Source organism: Streptomyces sp. NPDC110618 (genome assembly GCF_055657065.1).
The window spans coordinates 86,834-108,924 of sequence record NZ_JBVKBN010000010.1; the positions used below are offsets into that span (position 1 = coordinate 86,834).

Annotated in this window: 17 protein-coding genes; 8 read left to right on the forward strand and 9 right to left on the reverse strand. The window is 70.4% G+C overall.

Annotated features, from left to right (window positions below; all coding sequences use genetic code 11):
* Window positions 1–171: 171 nt before the first annotated feature.
* From ACZ7L7_RS18825 to ACZ7L7_RS18840, 4 genes are all read right to left on the reverse strand, one after another.
* A complete protein-coding gene (locus ACZ7L7_RS18825; RefSeq protein ID WP_453605435.1) occupies window positions 172–1,884 on the reverse strand; it encodes a glycoside hydrolase family 13 protein in 1,713 nt (570 codons plus the stop codon).
* Between the two features lie 179 nt (window positions 1,885–2,063).
* Window positions 2,064–2,972, reverse strand: a complete 909-nt coding sequence (locus ACZ7L7_RS18830; protein ID WP_471431952.1) for a sugar ABC transporter permease — start codon at window positions 2,970–2,972, stop codon at window positions 2,064–2,066.
* Window positions 2,973–2,985: 13 nt separating this feature from the next.
* Window positions 2,986–3,990 (reverse strand): carbohydrate ABC transporter permease, encoded by a 1,005-nt coding sequence (locus ACZ7L7_RS18835; protein WP_261718180.1) that lies wholly within the window; start codon window positions 3,988–3,990, stop codon window positions 2,986–2,988.
* Between the two features lie 101 nt (window positions 3,991–4,091).
* Window positions 4,092–5,363, reverse strand: coding sequence for an extracellular solute-binding protein (locus ACZ7L7_RS18840; RefSeq protein ID WP_453605432.1), 1,272 nt, complete (start codon window positions 5,361–5,363; stop codon window positions 4,092–4,094).
* 381 nt (window positions 5,364–5,744) lie between these two features.
* On the opposite strand from ACZ7L7_RS18840, the gene ACZ7L7_RS18845 reads away from it, so the two are divergent.
* A complete protein-coding gene (locus ACZ7L7_RS18845) occupies window positions 5,745–6,779 on the forward strand; it encodes a LacI family DNA-binding transcriptional regulator (RefSeq protein WP_285516031.1) in 1,035 nt (344 codons plus the stop codon).
* A 108-nt stretch (window positions 6,780–6,887) separates the two neighbouring features.
* Window positions 6,888–7,754, forward strand: a complete 867-nt coding sequence (locus tag ACZ7L7_RS18850; protein WP_285516030.1) for a phosphatase PAP2 family protein — start codon at window positions 6,888–6,890, stop codon at window positions 7,752–7,754.
* 10 nt (window positions 7,755–7,764) lie between these two features.
* Here ACZ7L7_RS18850 and ACZ7L7_RS18855 read toward each other — a convergent pair whose 3' ends face one another.
* Window positions 7,765–10,761 (reverse strand): bifunctional [glutamine synthetase] adenylyltransferase/[glutamine synthetase]-adenylyl-L-tyrosine phosphorylase, encoded by a 2,997-nt coding sequence (locus ACZ7L7_RS18855; RefSeq protein ID WP_285516029.1) that lies wholly within the window; start codon window positions 10,759–10,761, stop codon window positions 7,765–7,767.
* Between the two features lie 401 nt (window positions 10,762–11,162).
* Here ACZ7L7_RS18855 and ACZ7L7_RS18860 point away from each other — a divergent pair, with 401 nt between their 5' ends.
* Complete coding sequence (locus ACZ7L7_RS18860; RefSeq protein ID WP_471431954.1) at window positions 11,163–11,603, forward strand: VOC family protein; 441 nt, start codon at window positions 11,163–11,165, stop codon at window positions 11,601–11,603.
* 2 nt (window positions 11,604–11,605) lie between these two features.
* Here ACZ7L7_RS18860 and ACZ7L7_RS18865 read toward each other — a convergent pair whose 3' ends face one another.
* Both ACZ7L7_RS18865 and glnA read right to left on the reverse strand, forming a co-directional pair.
* A complete protein-coding gene (locus ACZ7L7_RS18865) occupies window positions 11,606–12,079 on the reverse strand; it encodes a hypothetical protein (RefSeq protein ID WP_453605426.1) in 474 nt (157 codons plus the stop codon).
* An 82-nt stretch (window positions 12,080–12,161) separates the two neighbouring features.
* Window positions 12,162–13,523 (reverse strand): type I glutamate--ammonia ligase, encoded by a 1,362-nt coding sequence (gene glnA / locus ACZ7L7_RS18870; RefSeq protein WP_093725411.1) that lies wholly within the window; start codon window positions 13,521–13,523, stop codon window positions 12,162–12,164.
* Window positions 13,524–13,824: 301 nt separating this feature from the next.
* Between glnA and ACZ7L7_RS18875 the strand changes: the two genes are divergently transcribed.
* Window positions 13,825–15,015, forward strand: a complete 1,191-nt coding sequence (locus tag ACZ7L7_RS18875; protein WP_472076555.1) for a globin domain-containing protein — start codon at window positions 13,825–13,827, stop codon at window positions 15,013–15,015.
* A 186-nt stretch (window positions 15,016–15,201) separates the two neighbouring features.
* Here ACZ7L7_RS18875 and ACZ7L7_RS18880 read toward each other — a convergent pair whose 3' ends face one another.
* Window positions 15,202–15,642 carry an Rrf2 family transcriptional regulator gene (locus ACZ7L7_RS18880; protein ID WP_285515658.1) on the reverse strand — a complete coding sequence of 147 codons (441 nt, stop codon included), beginning with the start codon at window positions 15,640–15,642 and terminating at the stop codon, window positions 15,202–15,204.
* Window positions 15,643–15,829: 187 nt separating this feature from the next.
* Here ACZ7L7_RS18880 and ACZ7L7_RS18885 point away from each other — a divergent pair, with 187 nt between their 5' ends.
* From ACZ7L7_RS18885 to ACZ7L7_RS18895, 3 genes are all read left to right on the forward strand, one after another.
* On the forward strand, window positions 15,830–16,492 hold the full coding sequence (locus tag ACZ7L7_RS18885; protein ID WP_472076557.1) for a DUF3105 domain-containing protein: 663 nt from the start codon (window positions 15,830–15,832) through the stop codon (window positions 16,490–16,492).
* Window positions 16,492–17,112, forward strand: a complete 621-nt coding sequence (locus ACZ7L7_RS18890; protein ID WP_285515660.1) for a DUF305 domain-containing protein — start codon at window positions 16,492–16,494, stop codon at window positions 17,110–17,112. Before ACZ7L7_RS18885 ends, ACZ7L7_RS18890 begins: the two co-directional genes overlap by 1 nt.
* 67 nt (window positions 17,113–17,179) lie before the next feature.
* Window positions 17,180–18,934 (forward strand): NAD+ synthase, encoded by a 1,755-nt coding sequence (locus ACZ7L7_RS18895; RefSeq protein ID WP_472076559.1) that lies wholly within the window; start codon window positions 17,180–17,182, stop codon window positions 18,932–18,934.
* Window positions 18,935–19,445: 511 nt separating this feature from the next.
* Here ACZ7L7_RS18895 and panB read toward each other — a convergent pair.
* The gene (panB, locus tag ACZ7L7_RS18900) at window positions 19,446–20,312 is read right to left on the reverse strand and encodes a 3-methyl-2-oxobutanoate hydroxymethyltransferase (RefSeq protein ID WP_093725698.1); all 867 of its coding nucleotides are present in this window, start codon (window positions 20,310–20,312) and stop codon (window positions 19,446–19,448) included.
* 207 nt (window positions 20,313–20,519) lie between these two features.
* Here panB and ACZ7L7_RS18905 point away from each other — a divergent pair, with 207 nt between their 5' ends.
* Complete coding sequence (locus ACZ7L7_RS18905; RefSeq protein ID WP_285515662.1) at window positions 20,520–22,070, forward strand: MFS transporter; 1,551 nt, start codon at window positions 20,520–20,522, stop codon at window positions 22,068–22,070.
* Window positions 22,071–22,091 lie beyond the last annotated feature (21 nt).

The following is a 22,091-nucleotide window of genomic DNA, read 5'->3' on the forward strand; positions in this document are numbered from 1 at the left end:
GCGTCCGCGGAACGTACCGCTAACGAAAGGTTTACAGCAAGAGAGTTGAAACTCATAGCAAGTTGTTCCAACTCTCTCTTGACGTGCCCCTCACAAGCCGCGCACGCTGTGGTGCGCCCCGGTATGCCGAAGGGCCCGCCGGAGCGGGCCCTTCACTGGTGTGCGACCGGGTCAGGCGGTCGTCCACCAAGCCGTGGTGTCGGCGGGCAGCTTGGCCTCGCCGTCGCCCTCGGCCACCTCACCGCTCGCCAGCAGCAGACGGCCGCGGACCGGCACGGTCACCGACTCGGAGGTGGTGTTCGCGACACAGACGAACTCACCGCGGCGGAAGGCCAGTACGCCCTCCGACGCCTTCAGCCACTCCACCGAGTCACCGGCGCCCAGGTCCGGGTGCTCGCGGCGGGCGGCCAGGGCCGCACGGTACAGCTCCAGGGTCGAGCCCGCGGTGCCGGACTGCGCCTCCACGCTCAACTCCGCCCACTCCGGCGGCTGCGGGAGCCAGCTGCCCCCGCTGCCGAAGCCGTACGAGGAGCCCTCGCGGGTCCACGGGATCGGCACCCGGCAGCCGTCGCGGAAGCCGTCCTGGCCCGCGCCGCGGAAGAACGCCGGGTCCTGCCGGACCTCGTCGGGCAGGTCGACGACGTCCGGCAGGCCCAGCTCCTCGCCCTGGTAGACATAGGCCGAACCCGGCAGCGCCAGCATCAGCAGGGTGGCCGCGCGCGCCCGGCGCAGGCCCAGTTCGCGGTCGCCCGCGGTACGGATCTGGGTGCCCAGGCCGGGCGGGTTGGCGAACCGGGTGGCGTGCCGGGTCACATCGTGGTTGGACAGCACCCAGGTGGCCGGGGCGCCCACCGGGCGCATCGCCTCCAGGGTGCGGTCGATGACCTCGCGCAGTTCGGCCGCGTCCCACTCGGTGCCCAGGTACTGGAAGTTGAACGCCTGGTGCAGTTCGTCGGGGCGGACGTAGCGCGCGGTGCGCTCGACGGTCGGCGTCCACGCCTCGGCGACGAAGATGCGCTCGCCGTCGTACTCGTCGAGGATCAGCCGCCAGTTGCGGTAGATGTCGTGCACGCCGTCCTGGTCGAAGAACGGCATGACATCGTTACCGAGCAGTTTCAGCTGGTCGTGGGAGCCGAGGTCGGGCAGGCCCTCCGCCTTGACCATGCCGTGGGCGACGTCGATGCGGAAGCCGTCGACGCCCATGTCCAGCCAGAAGCGCAGGATCGAGCGGAACTCGTCGCTGACCGCCGGGTGCTCCCAGTTGAAGTCGGGCTGCTCGGGGGCGAAGAGGTGCAGGTACCACTCGCCGGGGGTGCCGTCCGGCTCGGTGACCCGGGTCCAGGCCGGGCCGCCGAAGATGGACTCCCAGTCGTTGGGCGGCAGTTCGCCGTTCTCGCCCTTTCCGGGGCGGAAGTGGTAGCGCTCCCGCAGGGGCGAACCGGGTCCCTCGCGCAGCGCCCGCTTGAACCACTCGTGCTGGTCGGAGGAGTGGTTGGGCACCAGGTCCACGATGATGCGCAGGCCCACCTCGTGGGCGTCGCGGATCAGCGCGTCGGCGTCCAGCAGGTTGCCGAACATGGGGTCGACGGCACGGTAGTCGGCGACGTCGTAGCCGGCGTCGGCCTGCGGCGACGCGTAGAAGGGGCTCAGCCACACGGCGTCCACGCCGAGGTCGCGCAGGTACGGAAGTCGGGAGCGTACGCCTTCCAGGTCGCCCATGCCGTCGCCGTTGCTGTCGGCGAAGCTGCGCGGATAGACCTGGTAGATCACCGCGTCCCGCCACCAGTCGCGGCGGTGGGCGACGGTGGCGACGGCGGAGGTCGTTGCCGGGTCGGCGGAGTGCTGGCTCATGATGTCCTTGATGCGTGATCGGTTCGAGGTCATGTGGCTGCGGTGAAGCGAAGGCTGTCGAGGCGGCCGCGATGACAGCGGGGTCGGATGGCCATCGCGACCGCCTCGGGTTGGGGGGAAAGGGGGCGACTCCCCTTTGGGGAGGGGAGGAAGGGCATCTCTCCTCTGGGGGTGAGGAGGACTCCCCCGGGGGCACTCGGCCCCCGACAGGGTCAGCCCTTCGTGCCACCCGCGGTCAGGCCCGTCACCAGGTTCTTCTGCACCAGGTAGAAGAACGCCGACACCGGTATCGCGATCAGAACCGCCGTCGCGGCCATGTACTGCCGCTGCGCGTCGTGCTCGCTGACGAAGGTCTGCAGCGCGACGGCGAAGGTGTACTTCGTGTCCGACAGCATGAACGTCGAGGCGAAGGCGACCTCACCGAAGGCGGTGATGAAGCTGTAGAAGCCGGCGACCGCGAGTCCGGGCTTGGCGAGCGGCAGGATCAGCCGGACGAACGTGCCGAAGGGGCTCAGGCCGTCGACCCGGCCGGCCTCGTCGATCTCGAACGGGATGGTGTCGAAGTAGCCCTTGAGCAGCCAGGCGCAGTACGGCACCGCGGTCGAGCAGTAGACCAGGATCAGACCGAGGTAGGTGTCGACCAGCTGGAGGTCCGACAGGATCTGGTACATCGGCACGATCAGGACGGCGATCGGGAACATCTGGGTGACCAGGAGCACCCACATGAACTTCTTGTAGCCCGGGAAACGCATCCGGGAGACCGCGTACCCGGTGGTCGCGGCGATCATGACGCCGATGACCGTGGTGCCGAGCGAGACGATCAGCGTGCTCCACAGCCAGTCGACGAAGTTGGTCTCCTGGAGGACGAAGGAGTAGTTCTCCAGCGTCATCTTCCCCCAGATGTCACCGGGGTGGAGATAGTCGTCCTTGTCCGGGCCGAGGGAGAGGAAGACCAGCCAGGCGATCGGGAAGAGCGCGGCCAGGCTCGCCACGATCAGGATGCCGTGCGAGACGGCGGAGGCGGCGCGGCTGCGTTCGCCGCGGCGGCGCACGGTACCCGGTGTGGGGGCCACGCGGATCTCCTTCTTCGGCTCGGCAGGGGTCTCAACGGTAGTGCTCATCAGAACTCCTGCCTCAGATCGCGAGCTGCTGGTCATTGCGGTTCAGCCAGCGGCGGTAGAAGGAGGTGAAGACGATCAGGATGGCCAGCAGCAGCATGCCGTAGGCGGCGGACTGCGCGAAGTCGCGCGGCTGCTGTCCGAAGCCGAGGTAGTAGGCCCAGGTGACCAGGATCTGCGCGTCGGGGGCGGTGTCGCCGAACAGCAGGAAGATGATGGCGAACTGGTTGAAGGTCCAGATGATGCCGAGCAGGATCACGGTGGAGCTGACCGAGCGCAGGCCCGGCAGGGTGACGTAGCGGAACTGCTGCCACTTGCTCGCGCCGTCCATCTCGGCCGCCTCGTAGAGCGTGGAGTCGATGGACTGCAGGCCGCCGAGGAGCGAGAGCATCATGAACGGCACACCGCACCAGGTGTTGACCATGATCGCGGCGAACCGCTGCCAGAAGGTGTCCTCCAGCCACAGCGGGGTCGGCAGGTGCAGGAACTCCAGACCGGAGTTGATCACGCCGCCGTCGGCGAGCATGAACCGCCAGCCGAAGACGGTGACGAAGGTGGGCACGGCCCACGGCAGGATCAGGACGAGCCGGTAGAAGGTGCGGCCGCGCAGCTTCTGGTTGAGCAGCAGCGCGAGAGCCAGGCCGATCGTGTAGTGGAGGGTGACACAGGCCGCCGTCCAGAAGATCGTCCAGATGAAGTGGGACCAGAACCGCTCGTAGGAGGTCTCGCCCCACAGGATGTCGGCGTAGTTGTCGAAGCCGATGAACTTGTAGGTGGCCTCGATCTCGTTGACGCCGATCGTGCGGGCCGTGTTGAGGCTGTTGGCGTCCGTGAGCGTCAGATAGAAGCCGTAGGCCAGGGGATAGAGCACGAGCACGCCGAGCACGACGACCACCGGGGTGATCATCGCGTAGGCGTACCAGTGCTTCTGGTAGGAGTGCTTGAGGCGCTGGCCCAGCCCGGGCCGCGGCGCGCGGTCACCGCGGCGCTTGCCGGTGGCGCGGTCGATGGCGACTGTCATGGTTCTCGACACCTTCTGAGGATCAGGAGTTGGGCCAGGCACTGCTTGCGGACCGCCGGGTCCCTCCCCCTCTGTCGAGACGGGACCCGGCGGTCACGGGCTCACTGCTTGCTGAAGTCCGGCACCAGCTTGGCGATGGCGGTCTCAGCGCTGCTCAGACCCTCGTCCAGGGACTTCTTGCCACCGGCGATGGCGAGCAGCTCGGTGTCCACCGGGCCCCACAGGGAGCTGTACTCCGGCAGCGCCGGGCGGGGCTGGGCGACGGCGAGGACGTCCTGGAAGCCCGCGATGCCCGGGTCGGCGACGACCTTGACGCTGTAGGCGTCGTCACGCGTGGGCAGCGTGGAGTTCTTCAGGGCGATGGTCTCCTGCGCCTTGGCGGAGGTCATGAAGTTGACGAACTTCAGGGCCGCCTGCTGGTGGGCGCTGTCGGAACCGGCGTAGACCGAGAGGTTGTGGCCACCGGTCGGGGCGCCCTGACCGGCGGAGCCGGCCGGAACCTTGGCGATGCCCAGGTTCTCCTTGTCCTTGAACGCGGAGCCCTTGTAGAAGTTCGTGATCTCCCAGGGGCCCTGGATGATCGAGGCGACCTTGCCGTTGACGAACGCCTCCTGGATGTGGGCGTAGGCGTCGGCGGTGGTGTCGGCCTTGTGCAGGCCCTTGCCGTCGAACAGGTCCAGCCAGGTGCCGTAGGCCTTCTTGGCCTCGGCGGAGTTCACCGTGATCTTCTTGGCGGCGGCGTCGACGGTGTCGGTGCCCTCGCCGTGCAGGAAGGACTGGGCGTAGTAGGCCTGGGTGGAGCCCCAGTAGCCGTCGACGCCGGTCTTGTCCTTGATCTTGGCGGCGGCCTTCTTCAGGTCGCCCCAGTTCTCGGGGACGTCGACGCCGGCCTTCTCGAACAGGGCCTTGTTGTAGACGAAGGCCAGGGTGTCCGTGGTGAACGGAACGCCGTAGGTCTTGCCCTCGTACTTGGCCTGCTCGATCAGGTTGGACTTGAACTTGCTCTGGTCCGCGAGGGCCTCGGTGCCGTCCAGCGGCAGGAAGAAGCCCTTCTTGGCGAAGGCCGGGGTCCAGCCGACCTCGGAGCGCAGGATGTCCGGGGCGCCCTTGGAACCGGCGGCGGTGTCGAACTTGTTCTGCGCCTGGTCGAAGGGGACGTTGACGTACTTGACCTTGATGTTCTTGTTGGCGGCCTCGAACTCCTTGACCAGGGCCTTGTACGTCGGCGCCTCGTTGGTCGCGTTGGAGGTGTCCCACCAGGTGATGGTGACCGGGCCGTCGGCCTTGTCGCCACTGTCGCCGTCTGAGCCGCAGGCCGTCGCCGCGAGGGCGAGGGACGCCACCAGCGCGGTGGCCGCTATGCCACGCCGCATGAGTTCTCCTTGAGGGTGAAAGCCCGTGTGATGCAGGAGACAGCCCCGTCTGCTGTTCCTGCTGTCTTGCCGACTGCGCCGTTGCGGCCGCCGGGCGACGTGAACGTAACAGCCATGTAAGCGCCGCGAAAGACCTTGCAGAAAAAAAGTGCAAGGCATCACCGAAGTTACCTCCGTGTGACCTCCCGGCGATCCTCGCGAGACCGTTGTTCTGCGGGGTTGAGCGGTGTTGGGTGGTGTTGTGCAAGACTTGCAAGCTCTTGCTATCCGTTTCACCGAGGGGACGCCATGTCGCAGCAAGGCGCTAAGCGCCGGTCAACCGTCCGCACCCGGCGCCCGATTGGTGTGCAAGGCGGCATACGGCCGGTACAGTCCAGTGCCGTGACCACACGGCTTGCGGACATCGCTGCGCAGGCGGGGGTGAGCGAAGCGACCGTCAGCCGCGTCCTCAACGGGAAGCCGGGCGTCGCCGCCACCACCCGCCAATCGGTGCTGGCCGCCCTCGACGTCCTCGGCTACGAGCGGCCGGTACGGCTGCGCCAGCGCAGCGAGGGCCTCGTGGGCCTGATCACCCCGGAGCTGGAGAACCCGATATTCCCGGCCCTCGCCCAGGTCATCGGCCAGGCGCTGACCAGGCAGGGCTACACACCGGTGCTCGCCACCCAGACACCCGGCGGCTCCACCGAGGACGAGCTGACCGAGATGCTGGTGGACCGCGGGGTCGCGGGCATCATCTACGTCTCCGGGCTGCACGCGGACACCACCGCCGACATGCAGCGCTACGAGCGGCTGCGCGCCCAGGGCGTGCCCTTCGTCCTCGTCGACGGCTTCTCCCCCAAGGTGCAGGCGCCGTTCATCTCCCCCGACGACCGCGCGGCGATGACGCTGGCGGTGACGCATCTGGCCTCGCTCGGGCACACCCGGATCGGCCTCGCGCTCGGGCCCAAGCGGTTCGTCCCGGTGCAGCGGAAGATCGAGGGCTTCGTCCGCGCCATGCAGGACCAGCTGGGCCTGACCCCGGACGTCATAGAGACCGAGTTCGTCCAGCACTCGCTGTACTCCCTGGAGGGCGGCCAGGCGGCCGCCACCGCGCTGATCGACCGGAACTGCACCGCGGTGGTCTGCGCCAGCGACATGATGGCCCTGGGGGCGATACGGGCGGCCCGGCAGCGGGGGCTGGAGGTCCCGAAGGACATCTCGGTGGTCGGTTTCGACGACTCCCCGCTGATCGCCTTCACCGACCCGCCCCTGACGACCATCCGCAAGCCGGTGCCGGCCATGGGACAGGCCGCGGTGCGCACGTTGCTGGAGGAGATCGGCGGGACTCCGGCGCCGCACAGCGAGTTCGTGTTCATGCCGGAACTGGTGGTGCGCGGTTCGACCGCTTCGGCCCCTGGTGACCAGAATCGTCCCTAGGACGGATGGACTCGCGGCCGGTACGGTACGGCTGGCGTAGGACGTGCGACCGGAACCGGACCAGGGGATGATCGGTGGGGGAAGGCGTTTCTGGCAGACTTTGTGCCCATGGGTGACACGACCGTGACCGAGGCGGAAGACCGCACACAGGCGGCCGTTCCTCAGCCCCTCACGGCGTCGCGGAGGCCGGGTCTGCTGCACCGGATGCGCGCCCCCCGGCGGCCCCGGCTGTGGTTCGAGATCCTGCTGATCGCGGTGAGTTACTGGACGTACTCACTGATCCGCAACGCGGTCCCCGAGCAGCGGGACGAGGCCCTGCGCAACGCCGACTGGATCTGGCGGGCGGAGCAGACCCTCGGGCTCGCCGTGGAGCGGTCCGTGAACCATGCCGTGGACTCGGTGACTTGGCTCATCGTCGGCATGAACTACTACTACGCCACCCTGCACTTCGTGGTGACGCTGGGTGTCCTGGTGTGGCTCTACCGTAGTCACCCCGGCCGCTACGCGGCGACCCGCACGGTGCTGTTCGCGACCACCGGTGTGGCACTGCTCGGTTACTACCTGTATCCGCTCGCTCCCCCTCGGCTGATGACCGGCGGCGGTTTCATCGACACGGTCCTCGTGCACGAGACGTGGGGTTCGATGGCCTCGGGCGACTTGAAGGACATGTCGAACCAGTACGCCGCGATGCCCTCGATGCACATCGGGTGGTCCCTGTGGTGCGGGCTGACCATCTTCGCGCTGGCCTCCGTGCCGTGGGTGCGCGTCCTGGGGCTGCTGTATCCGGCGGTCACCCTTGTCGTCATCGTCGCCACCGCCAACCACTTCTGGCTGGACGCGGTGGGCGGGCTGCTGTGCCTGGCGTTCGGTTACGGGGTGGCGCGGGTGTGGTACGGGGCGTTGCCGTACGCCCTGCCGCAGGCGGTGCCCGAGGAGGCGGCGCATCGGGGGTTGTGGCTGCGGAAGCGGCGGTAGGCGCGGCCCGTCAGCCGCTGTAGAACAGCTCCTCCACCACGCTGCGTGCCCGGCGGGCCGTGCGGCGGTAGTCGTCCAGCATGTCGCCCGCGTGGCCCGGGCCGTAGCCGAGGTAGCGGCCCACCGCCGCCAGCTCGCGGGGTTCCGAGGGGAAGGTGTCGCCCGCGCGGCCCCGGACCAGCATGACCGCGTTGCGGACCCGGGTGGCCAGGACCCAGGCCTCGTCCAGGGTGGCCGCGTCCTCCGCGGAGATCAGGCCGGCGGCGGCCGCCGCGGCGAGCGCGGCCCGGGTGCGGGTGGTGCGCAGGCCCGGCACCTGTGCCCCGTGCCGCATCTGGAGGAGCTGGACCGTCCACTCGACGTCCGAGAGGCCGCCCGGGCCGAGTTTCGTGTGCAGTTTGGGGTCGGCGCCGCGCGGGAGGCGTTCGGACTCCATACGGGCCTTCAGGCGGCGGATCTCGCGGACCGCCTCGTCGGCGAGACCGGCGGCCGGGTAGCGGAGGGGGTCGATCAGCTCGATGAAGCGGCGGCCGAGGTCCTCGTCCCCGGCGACCGGCTCGGCCCGCAGCAGCGCCTGCGACTCCCAGACGAGGGACCAGCGCCGGTAGTACGCCTGGTAGGAGTTCAGCGTGCGCACCAGCGGGCCCGACTTGCCCTCCGGGCGCAGGTCGGCGTCGATCTCCAGGGGCGGGTCGGCGCTCGGGATCTGCAGCAGCCTGCGCATCTCGGCGACGACGCGGTTCGCCGCCTTGGCTGCCTCCTGCTCGTCCACGCCCTCGCGCGGCTCGTGCACGAACAGCACGTCCGCGTCGGAGCCGTAGCCCAGCTCGTGGCCGCCGAAGCGGCCCATGCCGATCACCGCGAACCGGGTCGGCAGGGTGTCGCCCCAGCCCTCGCGGACGACCGCGCGCAGGGTGCCCGCCAGCGTCGCCGCGGTCAGGTCGGAGACGGCGTCGCCGACCAGGTCCACCAGCGCGCCCTGGTCTGCCTGGGCGGGCTGTGCCTCGGTGCCGTAGGAGCCGACGATGTCGGCGGCCGCCGTACGGAACAGTTCGCGGCGGCGGACGCCTCGGGCCGCCGTGACGGCTTGGGCGGCGCCGTCGGCGCGGCCCACCGCGGCGAGGATCTCCTGCTCCAGGTGGGCGCGGGGGCGCGGTTCCAGTCCGCCGCCGTCGCCGTCGCCGAGCAGGGCCACGGCCTCGGGGGCGCGCATGAGGAGGTCGGGGGCGAGGCGTCCTGCCGAGAGCACGCGGGCCAGGTTCTCGGCGGCCGCGCCCTCGTCCCGGAGCAGGCGGAGGTACCAGGGCGTCTTGCCGAGGGCGTCGGAGACCTTGCGGAAGTTCAGCAGGCCCGCGTCCGGGTCGGCGGAGTCCGCGAACCAGCCCAGCAGGACGGGCAGAAGCGTGCGCTGGATCGCCGCCTTGCGGGTGACTCCGGATGCCAGGGCCTCCAGGTGGCGCAGGGCCGCGGCGGGGTCGGCGTAGCCGAGGGCGACCAGGCGTTCGCGAGCCGCCTCGGTGCTCAGGCGGGCCTCGCCCGGGGCGAGTTGGGCGACCGCGTCGAGCAGGGGGCGGTAGAACAGCTTCTCGTGCAGCCGTCGTACGACGCCGGAGTGGCGGCGCCATTCGCGGTTCAGGTCCGCCACCGGGTCGCTGCGCAGGCCCAGCGAGCGGGCGATGCGGCGCAGGTCGGCCTCGTCCTCGGGGACCAGGTGGGTGCGGCGCAGCCGGTACAGCTGGATGCGGTGCTCCATCGAGCGCAGGAAGCGGTAGGCGGCGTCCAGTTGGGCGGCGTCGTCGCGTCCTACGTAGCCGCCGGCGGCGAGGGCCTTGAGGGCGTCGAGGGTGGTGCCGCTGCGGAGGGAGGCGTCGGCGCGGCCGTGCACCAACTGGAGCAGTTGTACGGCGAATTCGACGTCCCTCAGTCCTCCTGGGCCGAGCTTGAGCTGGCGGTCCAGTTCGGCGACGGGGATGTTTTCGACTACTCGGCGGCGCATCTTCTGTACGTCCGCCACGAAGTTCTCGCGTTCGGCGGCCTTCCAGACGAGAGGTTCGAGCGCTGCGACGTACTCCTCGCCCAGTTCGATGTCGCCCGCCACCGGGCGGGCCTTGAGCAGGGCCTGGAACTCCCAGGTCTTCGCCCAGCGCTGGTAGTAGGCGAGGTGGCTGGAGAGGGTGCGGACGAGGGGGCCGTTGCGGCCCTCGGGGCGGAGGTTGGCGTCGACCGGCCAGATGCTGCCCTCGACGGTCGTCTCTGAGCAGATCCGCATCATGTGGGAGGCCAGGCGGGTGGCCGCGCGCAGGGCCTTGGTCTCGTCCGCGCCGCCCACTGCTTCGCCTACGAAGATCACGTCCACGTCGGAGACGTAGTTCAGCTCGTGGCCGCCGCACTTGCCCATCGCGATGACCGCGAGGCGGCAGAGGGCGGCGTCCTCCGGGGCGGCGGTGCGGGCCAGGGCGAGGGCGGCGCGGAGGGTGGCGGTGGCGAGGTCCGCGAGTTCCGCGGCGGACTCGGCTACGTCCGTGGTGCCGCAGACGTCCCTTGCCGCGATGGACAGCAGGCAGCGGCGGTACGCGACGCGGAGGCTGACGGGGTCCGTGGCCTCGGCCAGGCCGCGCTCGAACTCGGCCACGCCGGGGTGCAGGTCGCGGGGCTCGTAGGTGACCAGGGCGCGCCAGTCGTCGGCGTGGCGGGCCAGGTGCTCGGCGAGGGCGGCGGAGGCGCCCAGGACGCCCAGGAGGCGGTCGCGGAGAGGCTTGGCGGCTATCACCGTGTCCAGCAGTTCGCGGTACGCGGTGGCGTTGGGCTGGGCCTCCAGGAGGCGGACCAGGCCGTGCAGGGCCAGGTCGGGGTCGGCGGTCTCGCCGAGGGCTTCCAGGAGGACGGGGTCGTTGCGTACGGCGCTCAGTTCGGGGGTGTCGAGGAGGCGCTCGGCGGCGGTGGGGTCCGTGAAGCCGTGTCGCAGCAGTCGTGTGAAGGTACTGCTTCTGCGCCCCGGCGCGGTCATCCCCGGCCCTCCTTGTCGTTCCGATCAAGGTCGTACTTGGGTCGAGCCTAACCGCTGCGCTGGGCTGGGGCAGGGTGCCCAACCGCTGCGCTGTGCTTGGGCGGGGATGCCTGCGGCGGCCTGCGCGGGTGGGTGGGGGTGCGCGTAGCGCCTCGGACGGGGTTTGGGGCGGGGCCGCGCCGGGGGGTGTCCGTCCTCGGTCCGGCGGCTCGGTGGGTTTCGCGGTGCCCCCTGCCGGACGCCGGACACTGCGGGCGGACACCCCCCGACACGTCCCCTTCCCGCCGTGGGCGGCTGCGGCACCGTGCACGTTCAGGCGGAGGGTGCTCTTCCCGTGGCGGTGGGCGGCAATCTCCGGTTCGGTGGTGGGGAGACGGTCCGGTGAGCAAGGAGGTACAGCTATGGACTTCACGCTTGAAGTGATTCCGCTGCCCGTGAGTGACATCGATCGGGCCCGGGACTTCTACCGGGACAAGGTCGGGTTCCATGTCGACATCGACCAGGAGGTCATGCCCGGGATGCGGATCGTGCAGCTCACGCCGCCGGGGTCGGGCTGTTCCATCGCCCTGGGGGACAGGTTGTGGGACTACGGGGAGGGCGAGGCCCCTCGGCCCGGGTCCTATCAGGGGCTGCAGTTGTGTGTCGCCGACATCAAGGCGGCTCGGGCCGAGCTGGTGGAGCGGGGGCTGGAGGTTTCCGAGCCTGTGCAGTACGCGCCTGATGACGGTGCGACGTTCATGTACTTCAAGGATCCGGACGGGAACGGGTGGTCCGTCCAGGAGTACCGGGTGCGGGGCGAGAAGCCTTTGCACCGGGTTCTGTCGGAGCAGGCGGGTGGCTGAGGTCATATCAGGCCCGACTGTGTGAAGGGGCATCCGGGCAGTCGGCGGTGCCACCAGGGCCGGCGGGGGTCCGCGTGGGGGTCGGGGAGTGTGCGGGCTCGGTAGCGGGTGTCCAGTGCGGCTACCAGGCCTGCCAGTTCGGCTCGGTCCTGCGGGTTGAGGTTCCGCAGGACCGTGGCCAGTACATCGCGGGCGTGCCGCACGTCGCGCAGGGAGCAGCCGCGGCATCCGCAGTCGTCGCCGTACGGGTAGCGGGGGCGGGTGCCCGGCGGGGTGATGAAGTCCCGGTAGCGGCGCAGGGCCGCGTCGGTGGCCATGGAGAAGATGTCATAGTCCGGCGAGAGCCACTCGTACCGGGCTATGGCCCAGGTGGTGTGGTGGGAGAGGCCCCGGATGCGGGGCGGTGGAGGTGTGTCCCACCGGCGGGCTCGGCTGCTCCGGTCGGGGCGCAGTTGCGCGGGGCGCCTACGCGGCATCGGCCTTTCGTGATGTCAGCATGGCGCGAGTGTACCGATCGCAATGGGCCGACGGCTCGGTGCCGTCGGCCCGTTGCGGCCCCTACAGAACCGGCAGGTTCTTGCGCAGCTCGAAGGCCGTTACCTCGCTGCGGTACTCCTCCCATTCCGAGCGCTTGTTGCGGAGGAAGAAGTCGAAGACGTGTTCGCCGAGGGTTTCGGCGACCAGGTCGCTGCGTTCCATGAGGGTGAGGGCCTCGCCCAGGTTCTGGGGCAGGGGTTCGATGCCCATGGCGCGGCGTTCGGCGTCGGAGAGGGCCCAGACGTCGTCCTCGGCGCCCGGGGGGAGTTCGTAGCCCTCTTCGATGCCCTTCAGGCCCGCGGCCAGGAGGACGGCGTAGGCCAGGTACGGGTTCGCGCCGGAGTCCAGGGAGCGGACCTCCACGCGGGCCGAGCCGGTCTTGCCGGGCTTGTACATCGGGACGCGGACCAGGGCCGAGCGGTTGTTGTGGCCCCAGCAGATGTACGAGGGGGCCTCGCCGCCGGCGCCTGCCGTGCGCTCCGAGCCGCCCCAGATGCGCTTGTAGGAGTTCACCCACTGGTTGGTGACCGCCGAGATCTCGGCGGCGTGGCGGAGCAGGCCCGCGATGAAGGAGCGGCCGACCTTGGAGAGCTGGTACTCGGCGCCGGACTCGTAGAACGCGTTGCGGTCGCCCTCGAAGAGGGAGAGGTGGGTGTGCATGCCCGAGCCCGGGTGCTCGGAGAAGGGCTTGGGCATGAAGGTCGCCTGGACGCCCTGTTCGAGCGCGACCTGCTTCATGACCAGGCGGAACGTCATGATGTTGTCGGCCGTCGACAGGGCGTCGGCGTAGCGCAGGTCGATCTCCTGCTGGCCGGGGGCGCCCTCGTGGTGGGAGAACTCCACCGAGATGCCCATCGACTCCAGCATGGTGATCGCCTGGCGGCGGAAGTCCATGCCGATGTTGGTCGGGGTGTGGTCGAAGTAGCCGCTGTTGTCGGCGGGGGTGGGGCGGGAGCCGTCCAGCGGGCGGTCCTTCAGGAGGAAGAACTCGATCTCCGGGTGGGTGTAGAAGGTGAAGCCCAGGTCGGAGGTGCGGGCGAGGGCGCGCTTGAGGACGTAGCGCGGGTCCGCGAAGGACGGGGAGCCGTCCGGCATGAGGATGTCGCAGAACATGCGGGCCGTGCCGGGGGTCTCCGCACGCCAGGGCAGTACCTGGAACGTGGAGGGGTCCGGCTTGGCGATCATGTCGGATTCGTATACACGGGCGAAGCCCTCGATGGCCGAGCCGTCGAAGCCGATGCCCTCGTCGAAGGCCTGCTCAAGCTCTGCCGGAGCCACGGCGACGGACTTGAGGAAGCCCAGCACGTCCGTGAACCACAGGCGTACGAACCGGATGTCGCGCTCCTCCAACGTACGGAGCACGAACTCCTGCTGCTTGTCCATCTTCCGCTTCCCCATCCTTGCTGGTCAGGCCGTCTTCCCACGGATCGCGGGACAGACGGTCGGGCACCTGAGCATCACACCACAACACCGTTTCGCGCGCGTTGCCGACCTTGATCGGCCGGCCGATTGCTGTCCGAACGCCCGGCGCACCGCGGCTCTGCGCCCATCTTGCCTGTTCGGGCCGACATCCGTAATGCCCGGCCCGTGGGCGAGATGCCGGTGGGGACACCCCCGGTTAATTGGTATTTCAGATGCAAGTTTTAATGGGGGGCGTACCGGTCGAGAGCCCGAAGGAGCCCCGATGCTGTCCGAACAGTCCGCTGCCGTCGTCCGCGCCACCCTGCCCGCCGTGGGTGCCAACCTGGACGCGATCACCGAGCGTTTCTACGCCGGGATGTTCGCCGCCCGTCCCGAGTTGCTGCGGGATCTCTTCAACCGCGGCAACCAGGCGGCCGGAACCCAGCGGCGGGCCCTCGCCGGGTCCATCGCGGCCTTCGCGACCTACCTGGTCGAGCACCCGGACGACCGGCCCGACGCGATGCTCTCCCGCATCGCCCACAAGCACGCCTCGCTCGGGGTCGCGCCGGAGCAGTACAAGATCGTCCACGAGCATCTGTTCGCCGCGATCGTGGAGGTGCTCGGGGAGGCGGTGACCGAGGAGGTCGCCGCCGCCTGGGACGAGGTGTACTGGCTCATGGCCAATGCCCTCATCGCTCTGGAGAAGCGGCTGTACGAGGAGGCCGGGGAGCCGGTGTGGCGCAGTTGGGAGGTCGTGGAGCGGGTCGCCGAGACCGCCGAGGTGCTGACGTTCCGGCTTCGGCCCGTCGACGGCGGGCCCGTGGCCGACTTCCGTGCGGGGCAGTACGTCTCCGTACGCGTCCAGCTCCCGGACGGCGCCCGGCAGATACGGCAGTACAGCCTGTCCGGGGCGCCCGGCTCGGCGCTGCGGCAGTTCTGTGTGAAGCGGGTGCCGGGGGATGCCGGGACGCCCGCCGGTGAGGTCTCCGATCACCTGCACGCGCGGGTGAAGGAGGGCGATGTGGTGGAGCTGTCCGCCCCCTACGGCGACCTCGTGCTCGGCGAGGGCGCCGACGCGCCGCTGCTGCTCGCCTCCGCCGGGATCGGGGTGACCCCGATGATCGCCATGCTGGCCCAGCTCGCCCAGGACGGTCACACCGGCCCGGTCACCGTCGTCCACGGCGACCGCTCCCCCGCCGCCCATGCCCTGCGCGGCGAGCAGGAGACCTACGCGGCCAAGCTCCCGGAGGCCTCGGTCCACTTCTGGTACGAGCAGGACGCCCCGGAGGGCGCTCGTCCTGGGTTCGTCGACCTCGCGGATGTCGACGTGGTGCCCGGCACGCGCGCGTACCTGTGCGGTCCGCTCCCGTTCATGCGCATGGTCCGCACCCAGCTCCTCGCCAAGGGTGTCCCCGCGTCCGACATCCACTACGAGGTCTTCGGCCCGGACCTGTGGCTCCCGAAGGCCGCGTGACGCGGAGCCGGAGCGGGCCGGAGGCTTACGGAGTACCGCACGTGGTGGTGACCGGGTCTGGGGGAGCTGCCCGCTGAAGGGGTGCCGCCGCGCCCACCCGTGCCGCCCTGCGGCACGACTGCCCGCGGCTGTGCGGGCACCCCTCAGCGGGCGGCTCGGGAAGTGCGGGTGCCGAGCACGCCGCCTTCAAGCCCCCGGCCCCCGGCCGATCCGGAGCAGCAGCGGCCCCGTCGGTGCCGAGACCATGTCGCCGATCGTCAGCGGGTCCAGCGTGGCGAAAAACGCCTCCTGGGCCCGCCGCAGGGCGCCGCGCAGGCGGCAGGCCGAGTTCAGGGGGCAGGGGTTGTCGCCCTCGCACTCCACCACGTCGCCGGAGCCCTCGAAGGAGCGGACCAGCGCGCCCACCGACGCCGTGCGGCCCTTCTCGGTGAGGGTCAGACCGCCGCCCCGGCCGCGGCGGGCGTCCAGCAGGCCCTGGTGCTGGAGCTCGGCCACGACCTTCGCGGCGTGGGTGTAGGGCACGTCCATGTCCGCGGCCACCTCGCGCGTGGTCGGCGTGGCACCCTCCGTGACGGCGAGCCGCATGAGGAGCCGCAGGGCGAGGTCGGTGGACCGCAACAGACGCATACCCGCAGCGTAGAGGCACGCCCGGATAATGTGCATTCCTGCTGCAAATTTCAGTGCGCAGCTGTCGGTCCGCTGTCGATTCCGTTGCGATCCGGCCCTTTCCCTTGTCCGCCCTTCGGGTGATCCCATGTTCACCATTACGATCAGCGGACCCGACCGTCCCTTACCCGCAGAAGGACTTCACGCCATGGGATCCGCCAAGAAGAGCGCCTCCGCGGCGCGCAAGGCCCGCATAGAAGAGATGCGGCGCGCCGAGCAGTCTCGCGAGCGCCGCAACCGGATCCTCACGATCGGCGCCAGCATGACGGTGGTCGTCGCCCTGGTCGTCGGCGCGGTCGTCCTGGTGCAGTCGCAGGACGACGACAACGACTCGGTGGAGTCCAAGACCACCGGCTCCCTGGTCGCGGGCGCGGACGGGGTGAGCGTCTGGAAGGGCGGCAAGCTCTCCCAGACCCATGTGAACAAGACGGTGAAGTACCCGGTCGAGCCCCCGGTCGGCGGTGACCACAACCCGGTCTGGCAGAACTGCAACGGTGACGTCTACGCCGAGGCCGTCGCCAACGAGAACGCGGTGCACTCCCTGGAGCACGGCGCGGTCTGGGTGACGTACACCAGCAAGGCGGACAAGAAGGACGTGGAGGCGCTCGCCGCGAAGGTGAAGGCGACGCCGTACACGCTGATGAGCCCGTACGAGGACCAGAAGTCGCCGATCATGCTGTCGGCCTGGGGCGCGCAGCGCGCGGTGACCGGCGCGGACGACCCGGAGCTGGGCAAGTTCTTCGAGAAGTACGTGCAGGGCGAGCAGACCCCGGAGCCGGGCGCCGCGTGCACGGGCGGTAAGGGTCAGTGATGAAGCACGCCGGGTGGATCGCGGGCACCGCGGCGGCGGTGCTCGTGGCGGCCGGCGCGATCACCTACGCCGTCGCCGACGGCGAGGGCACCGCCTCCTCCCCCGCCAAGGACTCCGCGGACGCCGGGTTCGCCCGGGACATGGCGGTGCACCACCAGCAGGCCGTGGAGATGTCGTACATCGTGCGCGACCGCACCGACGACCCCGAGGTGCGGCGCCTGGCGTACGACATCGCGCAGACGCAGGCCAACCAGCGCGGCATGCTGCTGGGCTGGCTGGACCTGTGGGAGCTGCCGAAGGTGTCCTCGGACCCGCCGATGACCTGGATGGACATGGGGTCCATGGGCTCCGGCGAGGACGGCGCGCTGATGCCGGGCATGGCGACCAACAGCGAGATGAAGAAGCTGGAGAAGCTCAGCGGCGAGGAGGCCGAGGTCTTCTACCTCCAGCTGATGACCGACCACCACAAGGGCGGCATCCACATGGCGGAGGCCTGTGTGAAGCGCTGCGAGGTGAAGGTCGAGACCCGGCTCGCGCAGACCATGGTCGACGGCCAGGAGTCGGAGATCGCGCTGATGGCGGGAATGCTCAAGGACCGGGGCGCCAAGGCCCGGCAGTAGCGGTCGCGGGGGTGGTGCGCGTCACGCACCACCCCATCGCGTCGATTTGACGATTACACTGGGGCGCGTGCCTCAACTTCGCCTCGCTCTGAACCAGATCGACTCGCGCGTCGGTGACATCGCCGGCAACACCGAGACGATCCTCCGCTGGACCCGGCGCTCCGCCGAACAGGGGGCGCACCTCGTGGCGTTCCCGGAGATGGCGCTGACCGGGTATCCCGTCGAGGACCTGGCCCTGCGGTCCTCCTTCGTCTCGGCGTCCCGCGCGGCGCTGCGCACGCTGGCCGCCCGGCTCGCCGAGGAGGGCTTCGGGGAGCTGCCGGTCGTCGTCGGCTACCTCGACCGGTCCGAGACGGCCCAGCCGAAGTACGGCCAGCCCGCCGGTGCCCCGCGCAACGCCGCCGCGGTGCTGCACCGCGGCGAGGTGGTGCTCACCTTCGCCAAGCACCACCTGCCGAACTACGGCGTCTTCGACGAGTTCCGCTACTTCGTGCCCGGCGACACCATGCCGGTGGTCCGGGTGCACGGTGTGGACGTGGCGCTCGCCATCTGCGAGGACCTCTGGCAGGACGGCGGCCGGGTGCCCGCGGCGCGGTCGGCCCGGGCCGGCCTGCTGCTGTCGGTCAACGCCTCGCCGTACGAGCGCGACAAGGACGACACCCGGCTGGAACTGGTCCGCAAGCGGGCCCAGGAGGCCGGCTGCACCACCGCCTACCTCGCGATGATGGGCGGCCAGGACGAGCTGGTCTTCGACGGCGACTCGATCGTGGTCGACGCGGCCGGTGAAGTCGTCGCGCGTGCCCCGCAGTTCGAGGAGAGCTGCCTGGTCGTGGACCTCGACCTGCCGGCGGCCGTGGCCGACGCCCCGACCGGTGTGGTCGACGACGGGCTGCGCATCGACCGCGTGGTCCTGTCCGAGGAGCCCGTGGCCGCGTACGAACCGGAGCACGCGGGCGGCTACGCCGACCGTCTCGACGACGACGAGGAGGTCTACTCGGCGCTGGTCGTGGGGCTGCGGGCCTACGTCGCCAAGAACGGCTTCAAGTCGGTGCTCATCGGGTTGTCCGGCGGTATCGACTCGGCGCTCGTGGCCGCCCTCGCCTGTGACGCGGTGGGCGCGGAGAACGTGTACGGCGTCTCGATGCCGTCGAAGTACTCCTCCGACCACTCCAAGGGCGACGCGGCGGAGCTGGCGCGCCGCACGGGCCTGAACTTCCGTACGGTGCCGATCGCGCCGATGTTCGACGCCTACATGGCGGCGACGGAGCTGACCGGGCTCGCGGAGGAGAACCTGCAGTCCCGGCTGCGCGGCACGCTGCTGATGGCGATCTCCAACCAGGAGGGCCACATCGTCCTCGCGCCCGGCAACAAGTCAGAGCTGGCGGTGGGGTACTCGACGCTGTACGGCGACTCGGTGGGCGCGTACGGGCCGATCAAGGACGTGTACAAGACCTCGGTGTTCCGGCTCGCCCAGTGGCGCAACCGGGCCGCCGCCGAGCGCGGTGAGACGCCGCCGATCCCGGAGAACTCCATCTCCAAGCCGCCGAGCGCGGAGCTGCGCCCCGGCCAGGTCGACACCGACTCGCTGCCGGACTACCCGGTCCTGGACGCCATCCTGGAGCGCTACGTCGACCGCGACCAGGGCGCCGACACCATCGTCGCCGCGGGCTTCGATCCGGCGCTGGTGGCCAGGACGCTGCGGATGGTCGACACCGCCGAGTACAAGCGCCGCCAGTACCCGCCGGGCACGAAGATCTCCCCGAAGGGCTTCGGCAAGGACCGCCGCCTGCCGATCACCAACGGCTGGCGCGAGCAGGCGTAGCCCGGGGGCCCGGGCAGCCGGATCGTCCGGCGCCGCGGGCCCCGGCACACGCTCGCCGGAAGGGCCCAGCGGCGCGGTCGGCCCCTGTCGCCCCCATCCCCGGCCACGCCCGCGTGGAGGCGCCCCGCAGCGCCCCGCTCGGGCTCACCACCGTGCCCCCGCCCGCACCGGCCGAGCCGAACGGCAGGCCCTCGGGCCGCCGGACACTCCAGCGGCGCGCGGACACGCGAGCAGGCGCGGCACCGGGGACCGGGCTCCCGGCCCGGGCATCCGGGCCCGCAGGCGCACCACCGGGCCCGGACACGGCAGCAGCCCGCCGACGGGGGAAATCGGCGGGCTGCTTCTGTACCGCGGTGGCTCTGTGCGTGCCGCTGCGGGTCGCTTCGGGCGCCGCGGCGGCTCCGACCGGCGTGCGGCCGCGGCTCCAGGGCCTGTCTTCACACTCCCGTCGTCGCCCGGAGGGCGGCCCCGCGGCGTCAGGTGCGTGCTCTCGGCGTGCCGGGCGAAGGACCTAGTGGACGGAGTGTTCCTCCTGCGGGAACGTTCCGCCGACCACGTCCTCGGCGAACGCCTTCGCGGCGTTGCCCATGACCTCGCGCAGGTTCGCGTACTGCTTGACGAACTTCGGCACCCGGCCGCCGGTCAGGCCCAGCATGTCCGTCCAGACCAGGACCTGGGCGTCGGTCTCGGCTCCCGCGCCGATGCCGACCGTCGGGATGTGCAGCACCCGGGTCACCTCGGCGGCCAGCTCCGCCGGGACCAGCTCCAGCACGACCGCGAAGGCGCCCGCGTCCTGCACCGCCTTGGCGTCCCTGAGCAGCTGCGCCGCCGCCTCCTCGCCGCGGCCCTGGACGCGGTAGCCCATGGCGTTGACGGACTGCGGGGTGAGGCCGATGTGGGCCATGACCGGGATGCCGGACTCGACCAGCAGCTCGATCTGGCGGTGCGAGCGCTCGCCGCCCTCCAGCTTCACGGCGCCGACCCCGGCCTCCTTGACCAGCCGGGTCGCCGAGCGCAGGGCCTGCACCGGGCCCTCCTGGTAGGAGCCGAAGGGCAGGTCGCCGACGATCAGGGCGCGCGAGGTGCCCCGTACGACGGCGGCGGAGAGCATGGTCATCTCGTCGAGCGTGACGGGCACGGTGGTGTCGTACCCGAGGTGACAGTTGCCCGCGGAGTCCCCGACCAGCATGACCGGGATGCCGGCCTCGTCGAAGACGGACGCGGTCATCGCGTCGTAGGCGGTGAGCATGGGCCACTTCTCGCCCCGCTCCTTGGCGAGGGCGATGTCGCGGACGGTGATGCGGCGGGTGCCCTTCCCCCCGTACAGCGCTTTGCTGCCGCCGGAAGGCGTGGTCTGGGCAGCCGAAAGCTGCGTCATGGCAACGGCTCCTTATGTCATCTCGAAGCGCCCTTACGGCGTCCCCGGATCCCTTCCATGGTGGCACTTCGTGCCAGGCGAAGCCAGAGCGACCTCGGTCACGCTCGACCGGTGCGAGAGGGGGGCATGGGCAGGTGGAGTAAGAGAGGGGTAAAAGAAATACATTACGGTACCGGTCCGTATCGTAATGGGCCTACGGTGGGAGCCATGACTGCTCCTGCTCCCGCCGTTCCCCGGATACCCGAAGCGGTGCACCGGCGCCGCTGGGCCATCCTCGGCGTCCTCATGTTGAGCCTGCTGATCATCGTGCTCGACAACTCGATCCTGAACGTCGCCGTCAAGACGATCTCCACCCCGGCCCCGACCGGCCTCGGCGCCAGCCAGAGCGAGCTGGAATGGGCGATCAACGCCTACACCCTGGTCTTCGCCGGGCTGCTGTTCAGCGCCGGGCTGCTCGGTGACCGGCTCGGCCGCAAGCGGGTGCTGCTCGGCGGGCTCGTCGTGTTCGGCATCGGCTCCGCGCTCGCCGCCTTCGCCGGATCACCGGCCGAGCTGATCGGCTTCCGCGCGGTCATGGGCCTCGGCGCCGCCTTCGTCATGCCCGCCACCCTCGCCGTCCTGATGAACGTCTTCGAGCGGGACGAACAGCCCAAGGCCATCGGCATCTGGGCCGGCGGCGTCGGCCTCGCCATCGCCATCGGGCCGATCACCGGCGGCGTCCTGCTGGACCACTTCTGGTGGGGCTCGGTCTTCCTGGTCAACGTCCCGATCGTGCTGGTCGCGCTGGCCCTGATGATCTGGCTGGTCCCCGACTCCCGCGACCCGAACCCCGGCCGGATCGACCCGATCGGCGTGGCCCTGTCCGTCGTCGGCCTGGTCCTGCTGGTCTACGGCATCATCCGGGGCGGCGAGCTGGCCGACTTCACGGACGCCACCGTGCTGGCGACGACCGGCGCCGGCCTTGCCGTACTGGTCGCCTTCGTGGTGTTCGAGAAGCGCAGCGACCATCCGTCGATCGATGTCACCTACTTCCGCGACAAGGTCTTCTCGTCCGCCATCGCCGCGATCGCGCTGGTCTTCTTCGCGCTGATGGGCGTGACCTTCTTCTCCGTCTTCTACACCCAGAGCGTGCGCGGCTACTCGCCGCTCCAGACTGGTCTGCTGCTGCTGCCGCTCGCCGTCGCCCAACTCATCTTCGCGCCCCGCGCCCGGCTGCTGGTGGACCGCTTCGGCAACCGCGCCACGACCACCGCCGGTATGGCGCTCATCGCCGCGATGCTGGCCGCGTTCGCCACGCTGGACGAGGACACCCCGATCTGGATCCTTGAGGTGATCTTCTTCCTCATGGGCACCGGCATGGCGCACATCATGACACCGGTCAGCGTCGTGATCATGCAGGCCCTGCCGCGCGAGAAGGCCGGTTCGGCCTCCGCGCTCAGCAACACCTTCCGGCAGGTCGGCGGCGCCCTCGGGATCGCGGTGCTCGGCTCGGTGCTGTCCACGGCGTACCGGTCCTCCATCGAGGGCGACCTGGGCGCGGTGCCGCCCGGACTGCGGCACACCGCGGGCGAGTCGATCGAGTCCACCCTCGCGGTGGCGGCCCGCCTCGGCCCCGAGGGCGGTCCGCTGGCCGCCCGCGCCAACGAGTCCTTCCTGCACGCCATGCATGTGACGGCGCTGTGCGGTGCCGCGGTGGCAGTGCTCGGCGCGGTGGTCGTGGCCCTGTTCCTGCCGGGGCGCACCCAGCAGCGGCCGTAGGGGAGAATCCCCCCGTACACG